The organism is Paraburkholderia sp. BR13444 (assembly GCF_040948755.1).
GTDB classification, from domain to species: Bacteria; Pseudomonadota; Gammaproteobacteria; order Burkholderiales; family Burkholderiaceae; genus Paraburkholderia; species Paraburkholderia youngii.
In genome coordinates this window covers 130,090-150,458 of sequence record NZ_JBFPKM010000006.1, presented here as the reverse complement: position 1 = coordinate 150,458, position 20,369 = coordinate 130,090, and the positions used below count along the sequence as shown (strand labels likewise).

The window sequence follows — 20,369 nt, the reverse complement described above, 5'->3', positions numbered from 1 at the left end:
GTCGTCGCGCCCCATTGAACGGAGCGAACGACATGACCTATCGGATCGAAGTCGAAAACACGGGCGATGCATTCGGCTGCGACGCGGATGCGACGGTGCTCAAGGCAATGGCGGCAGCGGGCGGGCGCGGCATTCCCGTCGGCTGTCGAGGCGGCGGATGCGGCGTGTGCAAGGTGAAGGTGCTCAGCGGCCGATATCACGCCTGCAAGATGAGCCGCGCGTACGTGAGCGCCGACGACGAGGAACAGGGCACGGTGCTCGCCTGCCGTATCACGCCGTTGTCGGATCTGTCGCTGCGTGTAGTCGGAACGATGGCCCGCTGTATCGGGAAAGCCCGCGCGAATGCACACATGCAAGCGCAAGCCCAGGCGCAGTAGACGGATCACAAACACCAGGAGACACATCATGGCATTACAAGGCGTGCTGAGACCCGGCCATATCGCGCTGCGGGTTCTCGAACTCGAACCAGCCGTGCGTCACTACACGGAAGTGCTCGGGCTGCGTGAAACGGGACGCGATGCAAATGGCCGCGTCTATCTGAAAGCTTGGGACGAGCACGATCACCACAGTGTCGTGCTGCGCGAAGCCGATGAGCCCGGCATGGATTACGTCGGCTTTCGTGTCGACGGCCCAGCGACACTCGACAGGCTCGCAATCGCGGTGAAGGATTCGGGGCTCGTCAGCGATTGCAAATGGATCGAGGCGGGTGAGCATTTACAGACGGGCATGCGCTTCCGCTTCACGGTATCGACGGGCCACGCGATCGAGCTCTTCGCGCACAAGGAGAAGATCGGCACGGCAACCGGTGATGTTAATCCCGACCCGTGGCCCGATGGATTGCGCGGCATGTCGCCGAGCCGCTTCGATCATTGCCTGCTGTATGGCGACGGATTCGACGATACCGTGAAGCTGTTCCGCGAAGTACTCGGCTTCTCGCTCACGGAACAGGTGGTTACGCCCGAGGGCTTGCAGATTGCCGCGTTCCTCACATGCTCGAACAAGGCGCACGACATCGCATTCATCCGGCACGGCGAAAAGAACAAGTTTCACCACGCATCGTTCGTGCTCGATTCGTGGGGCGACGTGCTAAGGGCAGCCGATTTGATTTCGAAGCACGACGTCGCGCTCGATATCGGACCGACGCGTCACGGCATCACGCGCGGCGCGACGATCTATTTCTTCGATCCATCGGGCAATCGTAACGAGGTATTTGCGGGCGGCTACATCCATTACCCGGACAAGCCTGTCATCACGTGGCACGAAAAGGATCTGGGGCGCGCGATTTTCTATCACGACCGCAAGCTCAACGATGCGTTCCTCACGGTGTTGACCTGATCTGCCGCCTCCTTGCGCATTTGACAGTGGTGCATCCATGACTGAATTCAAGAACTTCATTGACGGCGAATGGGTCGCGACGGGCCGCACATTCGAGGACCGCAGTCCCGTCGACAACAGCGTGATCGGCCTTGTTCACGAAGCGGGACAGGCAGAAGTCGACGCCGCCGTGCGTGGCGCGCAAGCGGCGCTGCATGGTCCGTGGGGCGGTTTCACGGTGCAGCAGCGCGTCGATCTGCTGTATGGCATAGCCGACGAAATCAATCGCCGGGTCGACGATTTCCTCGCCGCGGAGATTGCCGACACGGGCAAACCGCATGCGCTCGCAAGCCATGTCGACATTCCGCGCGGCGCGGCCAATTTCAAGGTATTCGCCGACATGATCAGGAACGTGCCGACGGAAAGCTTTTCGATGGCGACGCCCGACGGCGAACACGCGCTGAACTACGGCGTGCGCACGCCGCGCGGTGTGATCGCGGTGGTGTGTCCATGGAATCTGCCGCTGCTTCTGATGACGTGGAAGGTCGGGCCTGCCCTTGCGTGCGGCAATACTGTGATTGTGAAGCCTTCCGAGGAAACGCCTGCGACGGCCACGCTGCTCGGCGAAGTGATGAACAAGGTCGGCGTGCCCAAAGGCGTCTACAACGTCGTACATGGCTTCGGACCTGACTCGGCGGGCGCGTTCCTCACCACGCATCCCGGCGTGAATGCGATCACGTTCACCGGCGAGACGCGAACGGGCGAAGCGATCATGAAAGCGGCCGCCAACGGCGTGCGCCCAGTGTCGTTAGAACTCGGCGGCAAGAACGCGGGCATCGTGTTCGCGGACTGCGATTTCGATGCGGCCGTCGCTGGCATCGCGCGCTCCACGTTCGAAAACACGGGACAGGTGTGTCTCGGCACAGAACGAGTCTATGTGCAGCGGCCGCTCTACGAGCGCTTCGTCGATGCGCTGGCGGTGCGTGCCCGTTCGCTACGCCCCGGACGTCCACTCGATGAAGGCACGACGTTCGGCCCGCTGATTTCACAGGAGCATCGAAGCAAGGTGCTCTCGTACTACGAGAAAGCGCGTGCGGAAGGCGCAGTCGTTGTGACGGGCGGCGGCGTGCCGGACATGCCTGCCGGTCTGCAAGCGGGCGCGTGGGTCGAGCCGACGATCTGGACAGGCTTGCCGGAAACGTCGCCCGTGATACGCGAAGAAATCTTCGGACCGTGCTGCCATATCGCGCCATTCGACACGGAAGCCGAAGTGGTCGCCAAAGCGAACGACACACCATACGGACTCGCCGCCACCATATGGACGCGCGATGCAGGTGTCGCGCATCGGATGGGCCGGGCGCTCGACGTGGGCATCTGCTGGATCAACGCATGGTTCCTGCGCGATTTGCGCACTGCATTCGGCGGCGCGAAACAATCGGGCATCGGTCGAGAAGGCGGCGTGCATTCGCTCGAGTTCTACACCGAACTGCGCAATGTCTGCATAAAGCTGTGAGGAATGCGATGACGATACAACTGAAATCAACGCTGACGCCCGCCGCCATCGAGCGTTACGGCGACGAGCTCTATCGCGCGCTGCGTGAAGCGCAACCCGTCGAGCCGCTGTCGGCGCGCGAGCCCGCAATCACCATCGACGACGCGTACGGCATCCAGCTTCGCATGATCGAGCGGCGCACGACGCTGGACGGCGAGCGCGTGATTGGCAAGAAGATCGGTGTGACGAGCCAGGCGGTGTTGGACATGCTCGATGTCCGGCAACCGGACTTCGGCCATCTGACTTCGGCGATGGTGTTCAATGACGGCGCATCGATCGGTCTTTCTTCGCTGATCGCGCCGAAAGCAGAGGGCGAAATCGCGTTCGTTCTGAAGCACGATCTCGCTGGCCCTGGCGTGACGAATGCCGACGTGCTGCGCGCGACGCAAGCCGTGTTGCCTTGCTTCGAGATCGTCGACTCGCGCATCCGCGACTGGAAGATCCGCATTCAGGATACCGTCGCTGACAACGCTTCGTCGGGCGTGTTCGTGCTCGGCGACAACGCGGTCGATCCGCGTGAACTCGATCTCGCGCTCGTCGGCATGACGCTCGAAAAGAATGGCGAGATTGCCGCGACGGGTGCGGGCGCGGCGGCGCTCGGTCATCCCGCGAATGCCGTTGCGTGGCTCGCGAATACGCTCGGCCGCCTCGGCATGACGCTCAAGGCGGGCGAGGTGATTCTGTCGGGCTCGCTCGCCGCGATGGTTTCCGTGCAGGCGGGCGACGTGTTGAGGATGAGCCTGGGTGGCATCGGCGGCGTGTCGGTGCGCTTTGTCGAAGGAGAACAGTGATGACGCTGAGTGACGCAACGATTGAACGCCTTGCAGCGCGGCTCGATGATGCCGAATTGCATCGCAACGCCATCGTCAAGATCACCGACGAGCATCCTGAACTCGACTGGGCCGATGCGTACGCGATTCAGGATGCGTTGCGTGAGCGCAAGGCGGCGCGCGGCATGAAAGTGGCCGGGCTGAAGATGGGACTGACATCGCACGCGAAGATGCGGCAGATGGGCGTGACCGACCCCGTCTACGGATTTCTCACTGACTACGGTGCGTGCATGGACGGTGCCGCGATCGACACGTCCTCGCTGATTCATCCGAAAGTCGAAGCGGAAATCGCCTTCGTGACGTCGCGCGAACTGACGGGCCCGGGTTGTCATATCGGCGCCGTACTGGCCGCGACAGATTTCGTCTTGCCCGCCGTCGAAGTGATCGACTCGCGCTACGAGAACTTCCGCTTCGACCTGAAGAGCGTGATCGCCGACAACACGTCGGCGGCGCGCTATGTGATCGGCGGGCGGCATCGAAGCGCACAAGGCATCGACCTGAAAAACCTCGGCGTCGTGATGGAGAAGAACGGCGAAATTGTCGCGACGGCGTCGGGCGCGGCCGTGCTCGGCCATCCCGCAGCGAGCGTCGCGATGCTCGCGAACCTGCTGGGCGCGCGCGGCCAGTCGATTCCGGCGCGCACGCTGATTCTGACGGGTGGCGTCACCGAGGCCATCGCTGTCAATGCAGGCGACGCAGTGACGGTGCGCTTTCAGCATCTGGGAAGCGTATCGATGCGCTTCATCTAGACACGGAGACGAACATGCCCATCATGAACGTTCATCTGCTCGAAGGCCGCACAGACGAACAGAAGGCACGCCTGATCGAAGCGCTGACAGAGGCCGCGATGAACGCCATCGATGCCCCGCGCGAATCGATCCGTGTCCTGCTGATCGAAATACCGAAGACCGACTTCGGCATTGGCGGCAGAACCGCACAAGCGCTCGGGCGCTGACTGGCGACGCATATCGACCTCGAAAAGGAAACATACATGACAACCTTGTCAAACGATAACGGGCCGCTAAAGGCGGCCATCATCGGCTCCGGCAACATCGGCACTGACCTGATGATCAAGATCTTGCGCCACGGGCGGCACGTCGCGATGGGCGCGGTCGTCGGCATCGATCCGCAATCGGATGGCCTTGCACGCGCGCAACGGCTCGGCGTGGCGACGACGGCGGGCGGTATCGACGGTTTACTGGCGTTGCCGGGCTTCAGCGACATTCGCATTGCTTTCGATGCGACATCTGCGGGCGCGCACGGGCGGCATAACGAAGTGTTGCAGGCGCACGCCCTCAAGGTGGTCGACCTGACGCCCGCAGCAATCGGCCCTTATGTGATTCCTGCCATCAACCTCGACGCCGAGCTCGACGCACCGAACATCAACATGGTCACGTGCGGCGGACAGGCAACCATTCCGATGGTGAAGGCGGTATCGAATGTCGCAAAGGTGCACTACGCGGAGATCGTCGCATCGATTTCGAGCCGCTCGGCAGGACCCGGCACGCGCGCGAACATCGACGAGTTCACGGAGACGACCTCGAAAGCAATAGAAGTGCTGGGCGGCGCGACGCGCGGCAAGGCGATCATCATCCTGAACCCCGCTGAACCGCCGCTGATGATGCGCGACACCGTCTTCACGCTATCCGATCCCGCCGATCGCGATGCAATCGAAGCGAGCGTTAATGAAATGGCCGCGCGCGTGCAGCGTTACGTGCCTGGCTACCGGCTCAAGCAGCGCGTGCAGTTCGATGTGTTCGACGAGCGCAATCCGCTCAAGGTGCCGGGGCTTGGCTGGATGACGGGCCTGAAGACGTCGATCTTTCTCGAAGTGGAAGGCGCGGCGCACTACCTGCCTGCGTACGCTGGCAATCTGGACATCATGACGTCGGCGGCTCTTGCGTGCGCCGAACGTATCGCTGAGACGCGGCTCGCGCCGCTCGCCGTGTGAGAGGCACGAGATGAACGATCGCAACCTCTATATCTCCGATGTGACGCTACGCGATGGCAGCCATGCTATCCGTCATCAGTACAGCATCGCGAATGTGAAAACGATTGCGAAGGCACTCGACGATGCGCACGTCGATTCGATTGAAGTCGCGCACGGCGACGGTCTGTCGGGTTCGAGCTTCAACTACGGGTTCGGCGCGCATAGCGATATCGAATGGATTGCCGCCGCGGCGGAAACCGTAGCGCACGCGAAGATCGCGACGCTGCTGCTGCCCGGCGTTGGCACCGTGCACGATCTGCGCAATGCCTACGATGCAGGCGCGCGCGTCGTTCGTGTTGCGACGCATTGCACGGAAGCCGACGTGTCGAAGCAGCACATCGAATACGCGCGCGAACTCGGCATGGACACCGTCGGCTTTCTGATGATGAGCCACATGACGACGCCACAGGCGCTCGCGCAGCAGGCAAAGCTGATGGAGGGATTTGGCGCGACGTGTGTGTATGTGGTCGATTCGGGCGGCGCGTTGTCGATGGAGGCCGTGCGTGAACGCTTCCGCGCATTCAAGGATGTGCTGGATGCGAACACGCAAACGGGCATTCACGCGCACCACAATCTGTCATTGGGCGTCGCGAATTCGATCGTTGCCGTCGAGGAAGGTTGTGACCGCATCGACGCGAGCCTCGCTGGGATGGGCGCGGGCGCGGGCAATGCGCCGCTCGAAGTGTTCATCGCGGCTGCCGACCGGCTCGGCTGGAATCACGGCTGCGATGTGTACGGCCTGCTCGATGCCGCCGACGATATCGTGCGGCCGCTTCAGGACCGCCCTGTGCGCGTCGATCGCGAAACGCTTGCGCTCGGTTACGCAGGCGTCTATTCGAGCTTTCTGCGTCACGCCGAAGCGGCCGCTGCGAAATACGGCCTGAAGACGGTCGACATTCTCGTCGAACTTGGACGCCGCCGCATGGTTGGCGGACAGGAGGACATGATCGTCGACGTCGCGCTCGACCTCGTGAAGTGATGCGCTAAAGCGCTGTATTTCTCATCAGAACAAATACCCGGAGACGTCAATGAAATTTCGAATCGCCGTCAGGCGAGGGACGCTGCTTGCCTGCGCGTGCGCAACCGCGATGTTCTGCGCGAGCGCGCGGGCCACGGAAGGCGGCAGCGACACGATCGGAGAAGGTGCAGAAGGCTTCTTTGCGGGCGCACTGCCGCCCGCAGGGTTCTACGGCCTGCTGTACTACACGCACTATCACGCGAGTCAGTTCAACGATTCGCACGGCAACAGTTCGATACCCGGATTCAAGCTCGACGCCGATGTGCTGATTCCGCGTCTGATCTATATGTCGAACCTGTCGGTGCTCGGCGGCCGGTATGGCGCGTACGCATTGCTGCCGATGGAGCGTCTCTCGCTGGATGCAGGCGGTTCGTCTTTCGACCGGACCAATCTCGGCGACCTGATCGCAAGCCCCGCGATGATTGCATGGGGCAGTGGATGGTTGCGCACAGTAGCCGCGCTCGAATTCGTTTTTCCTACGGGACAGTACGACAGGAATTCGCCGTTGAATACGGGCAAGAACTACTACACGATTCGGCCTGTTTTCGGCGTGAGCTGGTTTCCGTATCCGGGGTTCGAAATGTCGGCGAAGTTCACGTATAGCTTCAACACGACGAACACAGCCACCAATTATCACTCGGGACAACTGTTTCACTTCGACTATGGCGCGAGCTATGCGGTGACGACGTCGGCGCGTATCGGCGTTGCAGGCTATTTCGTCAAGCAGACCACTAACGACGTGCAGAACGGACAGCCCGTGAATGGCGATGGATTTCGCGGGCAGGTCTTTGCGATCGGTCCTGGCTTTCGCTATGAATTCGAGAAGGGCAGCATCGACGTTCGCGTCGTGAAAGAACTGTTGGTGCGCAATCGCCCTTCGGGTGAAGCGGTCTGGGCGCGCGCGGTGATTCCTTTCTGATGTCGAGAAGTGGCCGTCGCTCGTGCGCGGCTGAGATGGAGCCTATTGACATGACACAGCAGAACGATTCGGAACTTGGCCAGCGCATTCAGGCAGCAGGCCTCGATACGAACTATCATGACCTCGGCAGTGGCAGCCCTGTGCTGCTCATACACGGTTCAGGGCCGGGCGTCACAGCATGGGCGAACTGGCGCCTTACAATGCCCGCGCTCGCGCGCACTCGGCGTGTCATCGCGCCCGACATGGCGGGCTTCGGCTATACGGAGCGGCGCGCGGGCGTGCGCTACGACATGGACTTCTGGATTGCGCATCTGATTGGCTTGCTGGACGCGCTGGAGATCGAACAAACCGATCTGATCGGCAATTCATTTGGCGGCGCATTAGGGCTTGCGATGGCGGTGCGCCATCCACACCGTGTGCGCAAACTGGTGCTGATGGGGGCGGCGGGCGTGAAGTTCGAATTGACTCATGGGCTCGATGCGGTATGGGGCTATGAGCCTTCCGTCGAGAACATGCGCAGCATCATGGATATCTTTGCCTTCGACCGTTCGCGTATTACGCCCGAGCTTGTCGAATCGCGGTATCGCGCGAGTGTGCGGCCCGGGTATCAGGCGTCGTTCGCGTCGATGTTTCCTGCGCCGCGCCAGCGCTGGATCGATGCGCTTGCATGCGACGAAGACGCGCTGCGCCGCATTCGGCATCCAACGCTGATCGTGCATGGACGCGAGGACCATGTCATTCCGCTAGAGAACTCGCTGCGGCTCAATCAGCTAATCGGGCCTTCGCAATTGCACGTATTCGGACAGTGCGGGCATTGGACACAAATAGAACATGGCGACGCGTTCAATCGCCTCGTCGATGATTTTCTTTGATGCTCGATAGAGGGATTTGGTGCAAATAGGTGGCGCGCGCAAGATGCATCTTGTAGATATGGATACGTTATCGATGTAAACCCATGTACCTCGGACCTTCAGATACGTCTCGTTAACCCGCCACGACCGTCCCGCAGGCGTGGCGAAACGGTTCCAGCGCTTGACGAACTCGGGCGTATAGCGTCGCACCCAACGCAGGATCGTCGTGTGAGCAAGCAACAGCCCTCGCTCGGCCATCATCTCGACGAGATCGCGCAGGCTGAGTTTGTACCGCAGATACCAGCGCACACAAAGAATACTCACGTCGCGGTCGAAGTGACGACCCGCAAACAGGCTGTCCAGATTCTTCCGTTTGCTCATCGCGGGCTGTCAAATTGGTCAACCCGCCACTCTAACCGATTCGTTGATCGCTATTTGCACCACAGCCCATATGAGTTGAATTAGGAGCGTTGAGAAATTGTTACTGAAAGCGAAGGCATTGCTTCGTTAGCAGAATCGGTCCCAGCGGTAGGGCATCGTATTGACTCTGGGTGTCTTCCCGCCAACCAAGTCGGAAATGACACGTGCAGAACCGAAGGACATCGTCCATCCCATCGCCCCATGGCCGCAGTTGAGCCAGAGATTCTCGTGATTGCTACTGCCGAGAAACGGAAGGTTGTCGGGCGTCATAGGACGTTGGCCTACCCATTCGAGCGGTTGGTAGTTCGCAACTTCGGGCATGATGTCTGACGCAAACCGCTTCAGGTCAGCAAATCTCTTAGAAACCCGTTTCGGATTCGGGATGCCGATGTCAGCGAAGCCAGTGAATCTGACGCGGTCACCGTTGAATGAAGTCCAGGCAATTTTGTGCGGAATTGAAACCGCGCCCACCCGAGGAAGGCGCTCGAACTTTCCCGCGTAAGTGACGGAGTATCCAGAGACCGCGTGGATGGGGAGGCGGTAGCCGATAGGCCGGAGCAACGTGCTGGACGCGAGTCCCGCGGAGACGACCACACCGTCGACCTCGTAGCGCTGTTTTTCGGTGACCACCGCCTTGATGCGTTTTCCCGATACTTCAAAATTTTCGACGCTCTCGGAGAAATGGACCTTGGCGCCGAGTGCAATTGCCTCTTGAAGTGCAGCTGCAGCAAACTGCGCCGCGTCACCAGTTCCATCGTTCGGGCTAAACGCTGCTTTTGGGAACTGCAAGCGGGACTGTTTCAGGACTGGCTCACACGCGAGCACTTCATCCGCGTTGAGGGAACGGAAGGGTTCACTGGCTTCGTTCAGCAATTCTGCGTCATGTGAGCCGGGAGCCGTACCGGCTCCGTAGAGGTACAGGATGCCGTCATGTCGCCCCCCGTAGGTAGCAAGAGGGATGTTGACTTGAGCGAAAAGTTCGTCCCGCGAATACGCCGAAAGGGCCAGCGCAGCTCGAGAATTGGCGAACCAGCGTCCTCGCGTGCTTTGTCGGCTGAACAAGTAACTCCATTTAAGGAGTGATGGGCTCAACGGCTGGCAGATGCCAATGCCGTCGCCGGCGCCGAGCGCTGCTCTAACCGCTATCCCCACGACGCCTGGTTCGGCCCAGCTAAAGCAATGTCCGGGCGAAATCAGTCCAGCGTTGGCGTGACTGGCACCTGTTGATGCACCTCCTGCGCTCTCGAGCAGGAGAATGTCATGTCCTTCCCGGCTTAGAACCAGAGCAGTTACGGCGCCCGCAATACCCGCGCCAACAACCACAATTCGCATGGTGAATGGACTCCCGATAAAACGTATACTTGCGTCAACGAAATTAGCAGCTCCAGGTGGCATTCGCGGACAAGATAGCATATTTTGCGTATTCGCAAATTCGCAAAGCATGTTTTCTTCGGAAGAAACTTCCGTCTGAACGACGGGACGAAAGGCGGGCTTCGTTATGAGGGTTTTCTGTGGCAACAGCGTTGAATAGCAAATCCGAAGGGCACGGAGGGCTGGCGCCCGATGAACTGGGCAAGCGGTTGCGGACGGCGCGCAAAAGGCTTGGCTGGACCCTGCAGCAACTGGGGGAAAAAAGCGGGGTGTCCATCACGACAATTTCGCGGGCCGAGCGAGGTCAGTTAGCGCTCGGCTATGAGAATCTAGCGGCGCTAGGGCTGGCCCTCGATGTTGACTTGAGCGCGCTCGTTTCGAAGGACCAAGATGAGACCGGTCGCGCGACGGGGCCGGTGGTCACTCGAAGCGGAGAGGGTTTAGCGTACAAAGGGCTCTCATTCACCTACGAATTTCTGGCGGCGGGTGTTACCGGCAAGCCCTTCGAGCCGGTGTTGGGAACAATCCACGCCAGGGAGTTCAACGGGGAGCCAGACTATGCGCGCCACATCGGTCATGAATTCGTGTATGTCGTGACCGGCGAAATTGAGGTCTATTTCGAGACGGGCGAAAAGGTGCGCCTAAACAAGGGCGACAGCCTTTATTTCAACAGCCGAATCGGTCACGCTTACGTCACCGTCAGCAAGCAATTGGCGAAAGTCGTCGGGGCAATTACCAACGAAAGTGACCAAATCGCGTTCGCGCGGCAGGGGCATCCGAGGGTAGCCCTGGACTGACCCGCTCTCACGCGCTGCAGCGACGACGCCCATCCTGCCCGCCATCGGTACAGAACTAGAATTTGCGCATCCGCAACACGCTGATATCGCTCCTGACATCGGGGATTACACTAACTTTGCGTATGCGCAAAATGTTCGTCGAATGCAGCCGGTCTTACGGCTTTGCGCAGCGTTGCCCAGTACAAGTTAGAAGGAGTCCTTGAGAACGTGCCACGCAGGTTTCCAGTAAACGCCAGTGGCTGTCATGGTCACATGCGAACAGCCATGCGTAGCGAGCCAGTCCGACAGCGCTAGCAGTCCCTTCGTGGAACTGCAGAAGCTCTGCACTTCATGACACTCTGGCGCAGACACACAACGGACGCATGCGACGATGACGTCCTTATGTATGTCCAGTCCGGCACAGCGCGGATAGAGTACCCGCGTGCTGCCCTCCTGAAAGAATGTCAGCGTCGACAACCCTCGTTACCGGATTCCGGTAAGCGTGCTCCGGCAGGGCGATACGAGCACTCGGGCACAATTCGGGATATTCGCAGGGTTGCGGGTCCAACTCTCAAACGGGCTCAGTGCACCAGAAATGGGTCGACGTCGGCGACCGCTGCTTCGTGATCGCATTCCTTGCCAGGTCCACCTGAAGCGGTCGTGCGCTTAATCCCTTCGGGGTCGGGCAAAACCCCGATCAATCACTCTCAAGAGTTGGAGTCTCCACAAATCCCGGGGCGGTTCAGTTCAGCGGGCTTGGCGCGACGAGACCCGCTCGAATCTGGTAGCACTCGAGCGCCTGAGGATTCTTTTCAACGTTGAACGTTCGCGCCCTGGTGGACTTTCGTCCGAGTCGCCGCCGACACCAGCAGACGCCATGAAGCGCCACCCCTGACGAACGCGATGGAAGCAGAGATTTACAAGGGTTACGCAATCTACGGGCACTCTATCCATGAGGGTGGGGTTTTTGCTGCCAGGGGGACTGTGCTGCGTACAGGGCGACTTGCTGGCACCAGCGGCGTGCTTCAGCTTTTTCATACGGAAGCAGATGCGACGGCCGCCGGCATTTCATGGGCTCGGGAATGGGTCGACGCCAATCCGTGAAAAGAAGTAGCGCTCGCGCCGGAAATGCTCACGGCCCATTCCTGTCGCTGAAGACAGGCTCCCAACTTGGAAAGGTGCAACAGAGATACGCGAAAGCCGACTCCGCCGTTAATGCCACGGCCTGCGCCTCCTCTCGTGTTGCCGGTTCGATGCCTCGATACCGGCACTCGCCAAAGACAATGCAGGGCGTAAGAATTGTCCAGACCATGCTTGCCGCTTGTTTACGCGAGTGGGGGCGACCTCGTCACACGCCCGGCTGCGCGCCGCATAAACCTAGCATCCGGGTAGGCGCTTTGTCGCTGCTGCCTGTAGAGCGTCAAGCATGAAGTCCGGCCGAACGACAATTATCTTGTCCGGTCAGCGGGGGTAATTGTCGGTGTTCAAGAGGTCATAGTTGTCGCTCCTTGTGGCTCGGGATCCGGTAGTTGACGCCGCCGTGCAGCCTTGTTGTCGGTGGCGTTCCGACGCCGATAGCTCTCGACGTTCAGTTCGAAGATCGTCGAGTGATGGACCAGGCGATCGATGGCGGCCACTGTCATGGCCGGGTCGGGGAAGACATCATTCCAGCCGGAGAACGGCTGGTTGGCTGTGATCAGAAGGCTGCGTCGCTCATATCTCTCGGCGATCAGTTCGAACAGCACGCTGGTTTCGGCCTGATCCTTACGGACGTATGAGAGGTCGTCGAGGATGATCAGATCGAAATGGTCGAGCTTCGCGAGCATCGACGGCAACTGCAGGCTCTGGCGTGCAACCTGTAGCTTCTGCACGAATTCGCTGGTGCGGGTGAACAGCACCCGGTAACCGGCGTCGATCAGAGCGTGGCCGATGGCCGAACCCAGATGTGTCTTGCCGCCGCCGGGCGGCCCGAACAACAGGATCGTGGCCCCTTTCTCCAGCCACGAATCGCCGCTGGCCAGCGCCATGACGTGCGCCTTCGAGACCATCGGCACCATGCTGAAGTTGAAGGTATCGAGCGTCTTGGTCGGATCCAGATGCGATTCGATGCGGTGCCGCTCAATGCGCCGTTTCACGCGCTCGGCGAGTTCGTGTTCGAGCAGTGCACCAAGTAGCCGCGTGGCCTGCCAGCCTTCCTTGTCGGAACGCTGGGCAAATTCAGGCCACAGCCGGCCGATGGTCGGCAGCCGCAGCTCATTGAGCATCAACCCCAGACGGGCGGCATCGTAGGTAGCAGCGGTGTTCATACCGGTACCTCGTCATCGAGCAGCGTGTCGTAGAGTGCCGCCGATGGCGTCTCAACCACCACTTCAGGACACTGGGGCTGGCGCGGTGCGAATTCGTGACGCAGTTGCTCCAGATCGGGCAACTTGCCTGCAGCGAGCAATGCATCGAGCCGTTCGGCCAGGATTGCCTCGACGCCGTGATGCGCGGCCAGCTCAAGTAGCCGACCATGAGCTTGCAGGCTTCGCGTTGTGCCAGTCTCGCCTCAAGCTGCTCCCAGGCGCGGCGATACGCTTCGCGCGGAAACAGGTCGTCGCGAAACGCCAGGCCCCTGAAGGCCTGAGGCTTACGTTTGAGTGCATCGATGAAGTGTCGGTAGTCGAGGGCGCGGCCGCGGCCGTAGGGCACACGCGAGCCCCGTTGGGTGCTGTGCACCAGTGGGCCGGACAGATAGCAGTCGAGTCGGTCGTTATAGAGCCGTACCCGCAGGCGGTGGCCGATCAGGCGCGATGGTGCGCTGTAGAGGATTCCGCGCACGGTAAAGGTGCCACAGCGGGTAACGCGCGCTTCTTCCTCGACGAAGTCGGTCGTGCGACGCTCGGGCAGATCGTGCAGATGCTCGCGCTCAACGTTGAATCCAGCAGCATTGCGCCGGTTGCGGCGCATGACGACTTCGCGAACGAACCCGTCATAGGCAGCACGCTCGGCAAAGTCGCGATGACCGCGCAGCATCAACGCCTGATCGATTGCCTCCTTCAGGTGACGATGCGATGACTCCACGCTGCCGTTCTCGTGGCCCCGGCCGCGGTTGTTGCGCGTGCCGACCATGCCGTAATGCTCGAGCAGCGCGGTATAGCGGACCGTGAAGTCGTCCTGTTCCTGCAGATTCTTGAACGCCGCCGACAGACTGTCGGTGCGGTGTTCCCGTGGGCATCCGCCGGCCTGCCACAACGCATTCTGCAAGCCTTGGGAGAGCGCTTCAAAGCTCTCGCCCCCATCGACGACACAGGCGTATTCCCAGTGCGAGAACGCGAGCACAAAGTGGTACAGCCGGTGGGCGAACGGCACGCCGGTGATCGTGATGCCGAGGCCGCCCATATCGGTGAAGTCCGAAAGCCCCTGTGCGCCAGGCAGATGCTCTTGGGGAAAGAAGACTTCCTTGCCTGGTCCCTCAAGGGCACGCCACTGGCTAACGCGTCGCTCCAGCGTACGCCGCATGCTGTCAGGAAACTCGCCCGGATGCGTCTCCTGCAGTTTGCCCAGCAGCGTGATGGCCCTCAGCCCGGGGGCGCTGCGCAGCAGAGGCAGCACTTCACTCTCCCAGACCTCGGCAAATGGATCGGGGCGAGTGCGCCAATCGCGATGCGGCTTCTGCGACGGTAACCGGCCATCGCGTTCGATTCGCCGTGCCGTGCGCGAACTCATGCCCGACTTGGCAGCAGCGACTTCCTGAGTGTGATGTTTGCGCTTGCTCATATAGAGGCGGACCCTGCTGGGCCGTGATTCGGGTTCCGGACATGGCTGTTCGCTTCTTCTTGAACGCGATCAGCCATCCTATGACCCCATCATCCCGGCGCCGCCGGTGGTGCGTCGTCTCCGGCGGCTACGCCGCCTCCGACTCCGCACCACCGGCCAACACAATCGTCAATCGACCGGACAAGATAATTGTCGGCGCCCAGCCTGCGCCTCCTCTCGTGTTGCCGGTTCGATGTCTCGATACCGGCACTCGCCAAAGACAATGCAGGACGTAAGAATTGTCCAGACCATGCTTGCCGCTTGTTTACGCGAGTCGGGGCGACCTCGTCACACGGCCGGCTGCGCGCCGCATAAACCTAGCATCCGGGTAGGCGCTTTGTCGCTGCTGCCAACGATTGTCGAGTGGACCAGTACGCTGCCCAAGGGTCCTGCGACGGGAAGCTGAGAGAAAGTTTCCTCCAAAGGAAGGCGTTAGCGCGTACGTTTATTGGAGGCTGTACGTTAAAAGCGGACAACGCAGATAAGCGTACAGAAGCGCCAAGCGGCCAATTCCTTCGAGGGGACGATGCAATCCGGGTTCGCGGAGTGGATTTGCGTCTATGCCCACCGCGTGCGCAGGCGCAAGTTACCGCTGCCAATGCAATTAGCATCATCGTCCCATCGTGGCTCCAAGATCTCACTGCCAGTCGTTGCCTTCGTGCTCAGGGTCACCGTCCTTTCGCGCTTCGTGGGAATATCGACCCGCAGCGTCACCGGCGTCGCCTCGGCGAGGATACCGCTGGCAATTTTCTCGTCACACGGATGCTTCGTTCCTCTTGGTGAATTGGTGCATTGCAGCAATTTGTGTTACATTGTCAGCTTGGTTGTCATTGCGCCCAGTCTTGCGCTTCCCAAGCGCCCGCACGTATCGGCGGGCCGCGTTCATTGCCCGTTGCGATCCCACAATTCGTGCCGTCTTTAGCCGTGGAATATGCATGGCTTGCCCACTGTGGCCTCGGCGCCTTGGCCTCGCGCTCGTTGGCAAACCCGTCCAGGAGAATGTATGGCAAACGTTGATCGCAGCAATTCACGTCCGGACATAGCTGCATCCGCACCGACCGCGTCGGCCCGGCGCGCATCGAGGGGCAAGGCTGTCACAAACCTGCTGCCGGTGGATACAGTGTCGCGGGACGATGAGCAGCAGCGCCAGATGCGGGCACTCATCCAGCTCGGCAAGGAGCGCGGCTACCTGACCCATGCCGAAATCAACGATCATCTGCCGGACAACTTCGCGCAGACCGCTGCCATTGAAACCATTGTCAGCACCTTCAATGACATGGGCGTAGCAGTCTACGAGCAGGCACCTTCAGCGGAGGCGCTGCTTTTGAACGACGCGGCGCCGGCAGCCATGTCGGATGACCAGGCCGACGAGGAGGCCGAGGTCGCGCTTTCTACCGTTGATTCGGAATTCGGGCGCACGACCGATCCCGTCCGGATGTACATGCGTGAAATGGGCGCAACCGGATTGTTGACTCGCGCGGGCGAGGTTGAGATTGCGAAGCGCATTGAAGACGGCCTCCACGAAATGGTCCAGGCGATTGCGGCCTGCCCGGCGACCATCTCCGCGATCCTTCTGAGCGCGAAGCAGGTTGAAGCCGGTGAGCTGCGCATCGACGAACTGGTTGATGGCATCAATGAGGAAACCGAATCGGTCGAACTGTCCTCGTCGGACCGGGCTGAAACGCCGGACATCGAGCAGACCATCGCTGATGGTGACGACGCCGGGAGCGACGAGGGCGATGAGGACAGCGAGTTCGAAGAGCGGGACACGGCGAGGGCGAACGAAGCGCGTCTGAAACAGCTCACGAGCGACAGCCTCGCTATTTTTGCACGAGTGCGCGAACTGTTCGAGCAGATTTCTGGTTCCTGTGCTGCGCAGGGTAAGGGGCGCGTGACCCACGCTCACCTGTGCGAAGCTATCCAGCGCGAGCTGGCGCCCATTCGCTTTACGGCGCGAACCATCGACCGGCTATGTACCGACGTGCAACAGCAGGTCGCACAGGTGCGTGCGGTCGAGCGGCATATCCTGCAAATTGCCGTTGACCGGTGCGGCATGCCGCGCGAGAAATTCGTCGCGTCGTTTCCTGGACAAGAAACTGATCTCACGTGGACTGAAAACACGGCGGCGTCGTCGCGCGCGTACGGCGACGCGCTCGAACGTAGTCTGCCGGCAATTCAGGCCGAACAGCAGAAGCTTCTCGATATCGAAGCGAAGGTCGGACTGTCGTTGCAGCAGCTGAAGAAAATCAACCGGCAGATGATGGCGGCTGAGTCAAAGATGCGGCAGGCAAAGCGCGAGATGATCGAGGCCAACCTGCGGCTCGTGATCTCCATTGCGAAAAAATACCTGAACCGGGGCATGCACTTTCTGGATCTCATCCAGGAAGGAAATATCGGCCTGATGAAAGCCGTCGACAAATTCGAATATCGACGCGGCTGGAAGTTTTCAACCTACGCAACATGGTGGGTGCGTCAGGCAGTGACGCGTTCACTTGCGGATCAGGCCCGCACGATCCGGGTGCCGGTGCACATGATCGAGTCGATCAACAAGCTGAACCGGATTTCCCGCGAGATCCTGCAGCAAACCGGACGCGAGGCTCATCCTGCCGCGTTGGCGCAGCGCATGGAACTGCCGGAAGAGAAGGTTCGCGGCATGTTGAAGGTCGCGAGGCAACCCGTATCGCTCGAGACGCCAGTGGGTGAGGATGCCGACGCGACACTTGGCGATATGATCGAAGATCCGATGGCGGCATCGCCCGCAGATGCGGCCGTGCAGGCGAACCTGCGCGTCGCAATCGATGAGGCGCTCGATGCATTGTCGCCGCGTGAAGCGAAGGTGTTGCGGATGCGTTTCGGGATCGATACATCGACTGACCATACGCTCGAGGAGCTGGGCAAACAGTTCGACCTGACGCGCGAACGCATCCGGCAGATCGAAAGCAAGGCAATGCGAAAACTGATGGACCCGAGTCGCGCCGCCAGGCTTCGGCCATTTCTCGACCATTAACGCGTAGACTCGTGCATAAGCGGGTTGCGCTGTTTCAGGGACGGCAGGCGCTCCCGATCGTCGACCGCATAGGCCGTTGTGGAGCGCACCGGGCCCGGACGGCTCAATGCGCTTCACGCCTCATCGGACAGCGGATCGTCGCACGCTACCGCCGACTCACAGCAGGACTGCCTGCTGCAGAAGTTCCAGAGCCTTCAATTCGTCCAGTCGACCCGTGCGTGCCTTACCTGCCAGCGTCTTGATCAACGCTTCCGCGATTGGCGCGATACCGACAAGGTTGTCCAGGCTGGTGATGGAAGCGGGGAGCGACACGGGGTTTGGCTGCGGGATTGCAGCGGCTGGAAGCAATTCTGCGGTGGGCGGTGTGACCGCCGGCAGCTTGCCATCACTGCCTTCAGAGGAGCGACCGGCGGCCTCGGCTGAGGCACCGCTTATGTGATCTTGCTGGCTGACGACGATTGCCTCTGTCGCTTCTCCGACATCCGCTGAAGCAGGCGAGGCGCTTTCTGGCTCGACCGGCACGCCCGTCCGCGCGCGCCGCGTGTGCACCTTCGAATTTACGGGTCTTCCTGACGCATCGTCGTTCGCGGTGGCCGCAATCGGCTCGTGTTGATCCGCGGACGCACGTCCGCGCGAAGCAGGAGTGAGCAGCCGTGACACCGACTCGGGAATCTCCGCTTCCGAGCGCGGCGAGTCCAACCAGCCAGTCGGCAAACCAAGTCGCTCCGTGAAACGGTTCGCCTCGACATCGTCCATGCGCTTCTTGCCATATAGCCGATGTGCCATGTTTGACTTGGTCATGGATAGAACGACACCAAGTCGCGCTTTGGATCCGTTGCGACCCGTAAGGACGTGGAGGTTCTGCCGTCGAATGTTTTCGACCGTAGCGCTGTCGTCTAGCGCCAGCGGGTGCTGCCGGGTCGCTTCCGAAGAGGCTCTGGACTTCGAAGATGAAGCTTTTCCTGGCGCATGGGCGCCAGTCGTTCTGGGCATCTGGCTTCGACTCTTTTTGACGGTCACCGGCGACCCGCCCGTTGCTTTCTTTGGCATTTCCGTTTCCTCGGACCGGTTATCTTCCAGCATGGGTTGTTGGCCGCCCTTCGGGGCGGAAGCCGGTACGGGCGTTTCAGACGCAACCTCGGGCTCGTCGTCTGATTTGACCAAGTCGAGCGGTGACTTCAGGCGGGCGATGGTCTCGGGGGCGAGCGCAGGATGGGGCTGGTCAAAGAAACCGTGGGGCAGCCCCAGTGTGGTTTCCATATGAAAGGCGGTCTCGGGCGTGAATCTTTCGCCCTTCATCAGTTCGGCCACTCGCGTCATGTTCGAGTCGAGTCCGAGCGCGATATTCTCTGCGCCCACGGCATCGACGAGAAACTGAAATGATCGTGTTTTGAAAATCGACGCAGTCTGAGTGGAGTCTCGAGGCGGTGCCTTCACGTACGGTTGTCCCTGCCTGTTGGGCGGTGACTTTTTCACGTGACGAGGTTGGCGCTGGCCGCTGTCCCGAGGTCCCGCATGTCGTCCGCGGGGTTGACTCATAAAATTGGGCTCCGTGCGATCATTGATGTTCTGGCTCGTGAATTATAGACGAGGGTAAATTTCGAACATCCGATGCGTTAGCCTGTCCATCTAGCGAGAAATACCCCCACGCGGCGCACGAATGATGAAGAGCCCGAATCTATCATTGGCCGCGGCTTGTCATGCGACGCCAATATTGCGTTCGCGGATGTGACTGATGCCGGCTACCCCTCGTTTCTGCTCGACGCACGCCAGCACATTTTCGTGCGAAACAGCTCGAGCACCGGTCGGCGGGAACGGTCTTTGCGGCGGGCTAGGCTGCATCATTTTCGCGCCGGTCCTTTGCGACCGGTACCTGCAGATCGTCCCAATCGAGGAGACAGTTATGGCGAGCGAAACGCTTCTGGTACTTCCGGGTAATGGAGGCGAGACCGAACGGGCTGCGGTGGGCAGTGCCGAGGGTCGCGCGGCAGTTAATCTTTTTGTCGATATGGCGGAAAGGTTGTTCGAATTGAACCGCACGGCAGTAAAGACTTCTATTGACGAACAATTTGCGGTCACATCGAAGGCGCTTGAAGAAAGGTCGCCGCTGGGCGCGTGGCGGCTGCAGGCGAGCTATGTCCTTGCCGGGTCGGCGAAAGCGGCTGCCTACTGGCGCCATGCGAGCGAAATCCTGCTGGACTCGTTTGCGGATGTCGTGAATGACGCCGAGCAACGCGTGAACCGGGGCTTCCTCGTGATGACAGGTGTGCTCGAAGATGCGACCGTTGGGTTCGGGTCCTCGATTCTCATGGGAGACCAGGGGCCCGCCACACACAGCATGCAGGAAACGGCGCAGATTATCTCGCAACCCGAGGACGAAACTCCTGCGCGGCGGCGCGGTAGGGCAGATGGATAGGGCGCGTCAAAGTAGTGCGGGCCCGACGCGGAGCAGTACGCGCGGCCACCCTCGCTTGGCCGGGGAAGTCGGATCAGACGAAAGAGCGGCGCGGGCGCGCGCCGCGG

18 protein-coding genes and 2 pseudogenes are annotated in these 20,369 nt (G+C 60.7%); 14 read left to right on the top strand and 6 right to left on the bottom strand.

The window, feature by feature from the left end; genetic code table 11:
- The first annotated feature begins 32 nt into the window (after positions 1–32).
- Genes AB3X95_RS18965 through AB3X95_RS18920 form a run of 10 tightly spaced genes read left to right on the top strand, consistent with a single transcriptional unit; the run spans position 33 to position 8,495 of the window.
- Positions 33–377, top strand: coding sequence for a 2Fe-2S iron-sulfur cluster-binding protein (locus AB3X95_RS18965; protein ID WP_368622206.1), 345 nt, complete (start codon positions 33–35; stop codon positions 375–377).
- A 28-nt stretch (positions 378–405) separates the two neighbouring features.
- Positions 406–1,335, top strand: a complete 930-nt coding sequence (locus AB3X95_RS18960; RefSeq protein WP_368622205.1) for a catechol 2,3-dioxygenase — start codon at positions 406–408, stop codon at positions 1,333–1,335.
- A 37-nt stretch (positions 1,336–1,372) separates the two neighbouring features.
- Positions 1,373–2,827 (top strand): 2-hydroxymuconic semialdehyde dehydrogenase, encoded by a 1,455-nt coding sequence (locus tag AB3X95_RS18955; RefSeq protein ID WP_368622204.1) that lies wholly within the window; start codon positions 1,373–1,375, stop codon positions 2,825–2,827.
- 8 nt (positions 2,828–2,835) lie between these two features.
- The gene (dmpE, locus tag AB3X95_RS18950; RefSeq protein ID WP_368622203.1) at positions 2,836–3,657 is read left to right on the top strand and encodes a 2-oxopent-4-enoate hydratase; all 822 of its coding nucleotides are present in this window, start codon (positions 2,836–2,838) and stop codon (positions 3,655–3,657) included.
- On the top strand, positions 3,657–4,445 hold the full coding sequence (gene dmpH / locus AB3X95_RS18945; protein ID WP_368622202.1) for a 2-oxo-3-hexenedioate decarboxylase: 789 nt from the start codon (positions 3,657–3,659) through the stop codon (positions 4,443–4,445). The genes dmpE and dmpH overlap by 1 nt, the downstream gene beginning before the upstream one ends.
- A 14-nt stretch (positions 4,446–4,459) precedes the next feature.
- Positions 4,460–4,651, top strand: a complete 192-nt coding sequence (locus AB3X95_RS18940) for a 2-hydroxymuconate tautomerase (RefSeq protein WP_087737106.1) — start codon at positions 4,460–4,462, stop codon at positions 4,649–4,651.
- Positions 4,652–4,687: 36 nt separating this feature from the next.
- Positions 4,688–5,647 (top strand): acetaldehyde dehydrogenase (acetylating), encoded by a 960-nt coding sequence (locus tag AB3X95_RS18935; protein ID WP_368622201.1) that lies wholly within the window; start codon positions 4,688–4,690, stop codon positions 5,645–5,647.
- A gap of 10 nt (positions 5,648–5,657) precedes the next feature.
- Positions 5,658–6,665 (top strand): 4-hydroxy-2-oxovalerate aldolase, encoded by a 1,008-nt coding sequence (gene dmpG / locus AB3X95_RS18930; RefSeq protein WP_368622200.1) that lies wholly within the window; start codon positions 5,658–5,660, stop codon positions 6,663–6,665.
- A gap of 49 nt (positions 6,666–6,714) precedes the next feature.
- On the top strand, positions 6,715–7,623 hold the full coding sequence (locus AB3X95_RS18925; protein WP_368622199.1) for a transporter: 909 nt from the start codon (positions 6,715–6,717) through the stop codon (positions 7,621–7,623).
- Positions 7,624–7,673: 50 nt separating this feature from the next.
- Positions 7,674–8,495 (top strand): alpha/beta fold hydrolase, encoded by an 822-nt coding sequence (locus AB3X95_RS18920; protein WP_368622198.1) that lies wholly within the window; start codon positions 7,674–7,676, stop codon positions 8,493–8,495.
- 75 nt (positions 8,496–8,570) lie between these two features.
- Here AB3X95_RS18920 and AB3X95_RS18915 read toward each other — a convergent pair.
- Positions 8,571–8,798, bottom strand: a pseudogene (locus AB3X95_RS18915) (IS6 family transposase); the annotation flags it as partial.
- On the opposite strand from AB3X95_RS18915, the gene AB3X95_RS18910 reads away from it, so the two are divergent.
- A complete protein-coding gene (locus AB3X95_RS18910) occupies positions 8,703–8,939 on the top strand; it encodes a hypothetical protein (protein ID WP_368622388.1) in 237 nt (78 codons plus the stop codon). The pseudogene AB3X95_RS18915 and the gene AB3X95_RS18910 overlap by 96 nt on opposite strands.
- 42 nt (positions 8,940–8,981) lie before the next feature.
- Here AB3X95_RS18910 and AB3X95_RS18905 read toward each other — a convergent pair whose 3' ends face one another.
- Positions 8,982–10,226 (bottom strand): FAD-dependent oxidoreductase, encoded by a 1,245-nt coding sequence (locus AB3X95_RS18905; RefSeq protein ID WP_368622197.1) that lies wholly within the window; start codon positions 10,224–10,226, stop codon positions 8,982–8,984.
- 191 nt (positions 10,227–10,417) lie between these two features.
- On the opposite strand from AB3X95_RS18905, the gene AB3X95_RS18900 reads away from it, so the two are divergent.
- A complete protein-coding gene (locus tag AB3X95_RS18900) occupies positions 10,418–11,062 on the top strand; it encodes a helix-turn-helix domain-containing protein (protein ID WP_368622196.1) in 645 nt (214 codons plus the stop codon).
- A 186-nt stretch (positions 11,063–11,248) separates the two neighbouring features.
- Here the strand turns inward: AB3X95_RS18900 and AB3X95_RS18895 are convergent, their stop codons facing one another.
- From AB3X95_RS18895 to istA, 3 genes and pseudogenes are all read right to left on the bottom strand, one after another.
- Complete coding sequence (locus tag AB3X95_RS18895) at positions 11,249–11,518, bottom strand: transposase (RefSeq protein WP_368622195.1); 270 nt, start codon at positions 11,516–11,518, stop codon at positions 11,249–11,251.
- Positions 11,519–12,525: 1,007 nt separating this feature from the next.
- Complete coding sequence (gene istB, locus AB3X95_RS18890) at positions 12,526–13,347, bottom strand: IS21-like element helper ATPase IstB (RefSeq protein ID WP_018437600.1); 822 nt, start codon at positions 13,345–13,347, stop codon at positions 12,526–12,528.
- Positions 13,344–14,843, bottom strand: a pseudogene (gene istA, locus AB3X95_RS18885) (IS21 family transposase). The gene istB and the pseudogene istA overlap by 4 nt, the downstream one beginning before the upstream one ends.
- Before the next feature lie 999 nt (positions 14,844–15,842).
- On the opposite strand from istA, the gene rpoD reads away from it, so the two are divergent.
- Entirely contained in the window at positions 15,843–17,846 is a 2,004-nt protein-coding gene (gene rpoD / locus AB3X95_RS18880) for an RNA polymerase sigma factor RpoD (RefSeq protein ID WP_368622194.1), read from the top strand.
- Between the two features lie 156 nt (positions 17,847–18,002).
- On the opposite strand, the gene AB3X95_RS18875 is transcribed toward rpoD, so the two are convergent.
- Complete coding sequence (locus AB3X95_RS18875) at positions 18,003–19,385, bottom strand: hypothetical protein (RefSeq protein WP_368622193.1); 1,383 nt, start codon at positions 19,383–19,385, stop codon at positions 18,003–18,005.
- Positions 19,386–19,749: 364 nt separating this feature from the next.
- Between AB3X95_RS18875 and phaP the strand changes: the two genes are divergently transcribed.
- On the top strand, positions 19,750–20,262 hold the full coding sequence (phaP, locus tag AB3X95_RS18870) for a TIGR01841 family phasin (RefSeq protein WP_176122967.1): 513 nt from the start codon (positions 19,750–19,752) through the stop codon (positions 20,260–20,262).
- The last annotated feature ends 107 nt before the right edge of the window (positions 20,263–20,369 follow it).

Bases quoted from the DNA above. Each gene is read 5' to 3' on its own strand.
- AB3X95_RS18965 (WP_368622206.1), top strand. From the start codon at position 33: ATGACCTATCGGATCGAAGTCGAAAACACGGGCGATGCATTCGGCTGC.
- AB3X95_RS18960 (WP_368622205.1), top strand. From the start codon at position 406: ATGGCATTACAAGGCGTGCTGAGACCCGGCCATATCGCGCTGCGGGTT.
- AB3X95_RS18955 (WP_368622204.1), top strand. From the start codon at position 1,373: ATGACTGAATTCAAGAACTTCATTGACGGCGAATGGGTCGCGACGGGC.
- dmpE (WP_368622203.1), top strand. From the start codon at position 2,836: ATGACGATACAACTGAAATCAACGCTGACGCCCGCCGCCATCGAGCGT.
- dmpH (WP_368622202.1), top strand. From the start codon at position 3,657: ATGACGCTGAGTGACGCAACGATTGAACGCCTTGCAGCGCGGCTCGAT.
- AB3X95_RS18940 (WP_087737106.1), top strand. From the start codon at position 4,460: ATGCCCATCATGAACGTTCATCTGCTCGAAGGCCGCACAGACGAACAG.
- AB3X95_RS18935 (WP_368622201.1), top strand. From the start codon at position 4,688: ATGACAACCTTGTCAAACGATAACGGGCCGCTAAAGGCGGCCATCATC.
- dmpG (WP_368622200.1), top strand. From the start codon at position 5,658: ATGAACGATCGCAACCTCTATATCTCCGATGTGACGCTACGCGATGGC.
- AB3X95_RS18925 (WP_368622199.1), top strand. From the start codon at position 6,715: ATGAAATTTCGAATCGCCGTCAGGCGAGGGACGCTGCTTGCCTGCGCG.
- AB3X95_RS18920 (WP_368622198.1), top strand. From the start codon at position 7,674: ATGACACAGCAGAACGATTCGGAACTTGGCCAGCGCATTCAGGCAGCA.
- AB3X95_RS18905 (WP_368622197.1), bottom strand. From the start codon at position 10,226: ATGCGAATTGTGGTTGTTGGCGCGGGTATTGCGGGCGCCGTAACTGCT.
- istB (WP_018437600.1), bottom strand. From the start codon at position 13,347: ATGAACACCGCTGCTACCTACGATGCCGCCCGTCTGGGGTTGATGCTC.
- rpoD (WP_368622194.1), top strand. From the start codon at position 15,843: ATGGCAAACGTTGATCGCAGCAATTCACGTCCGGACATAGCTGCATCC.
- AB3X95_RS18875 (WP_368622193.1), bottom strand. From the start codon at position 19,385: ATGAGTCAACCCCGCGGACGACATGCGGGACCTCGGGACAGCGGCCAG.
- phaP (WP_176122967.1), top strand. From the start codon at position 19,750: ATGGCGAGCGAAACGCTTCTGGTACTTCCGGGTAATGGAGGCGAGACC.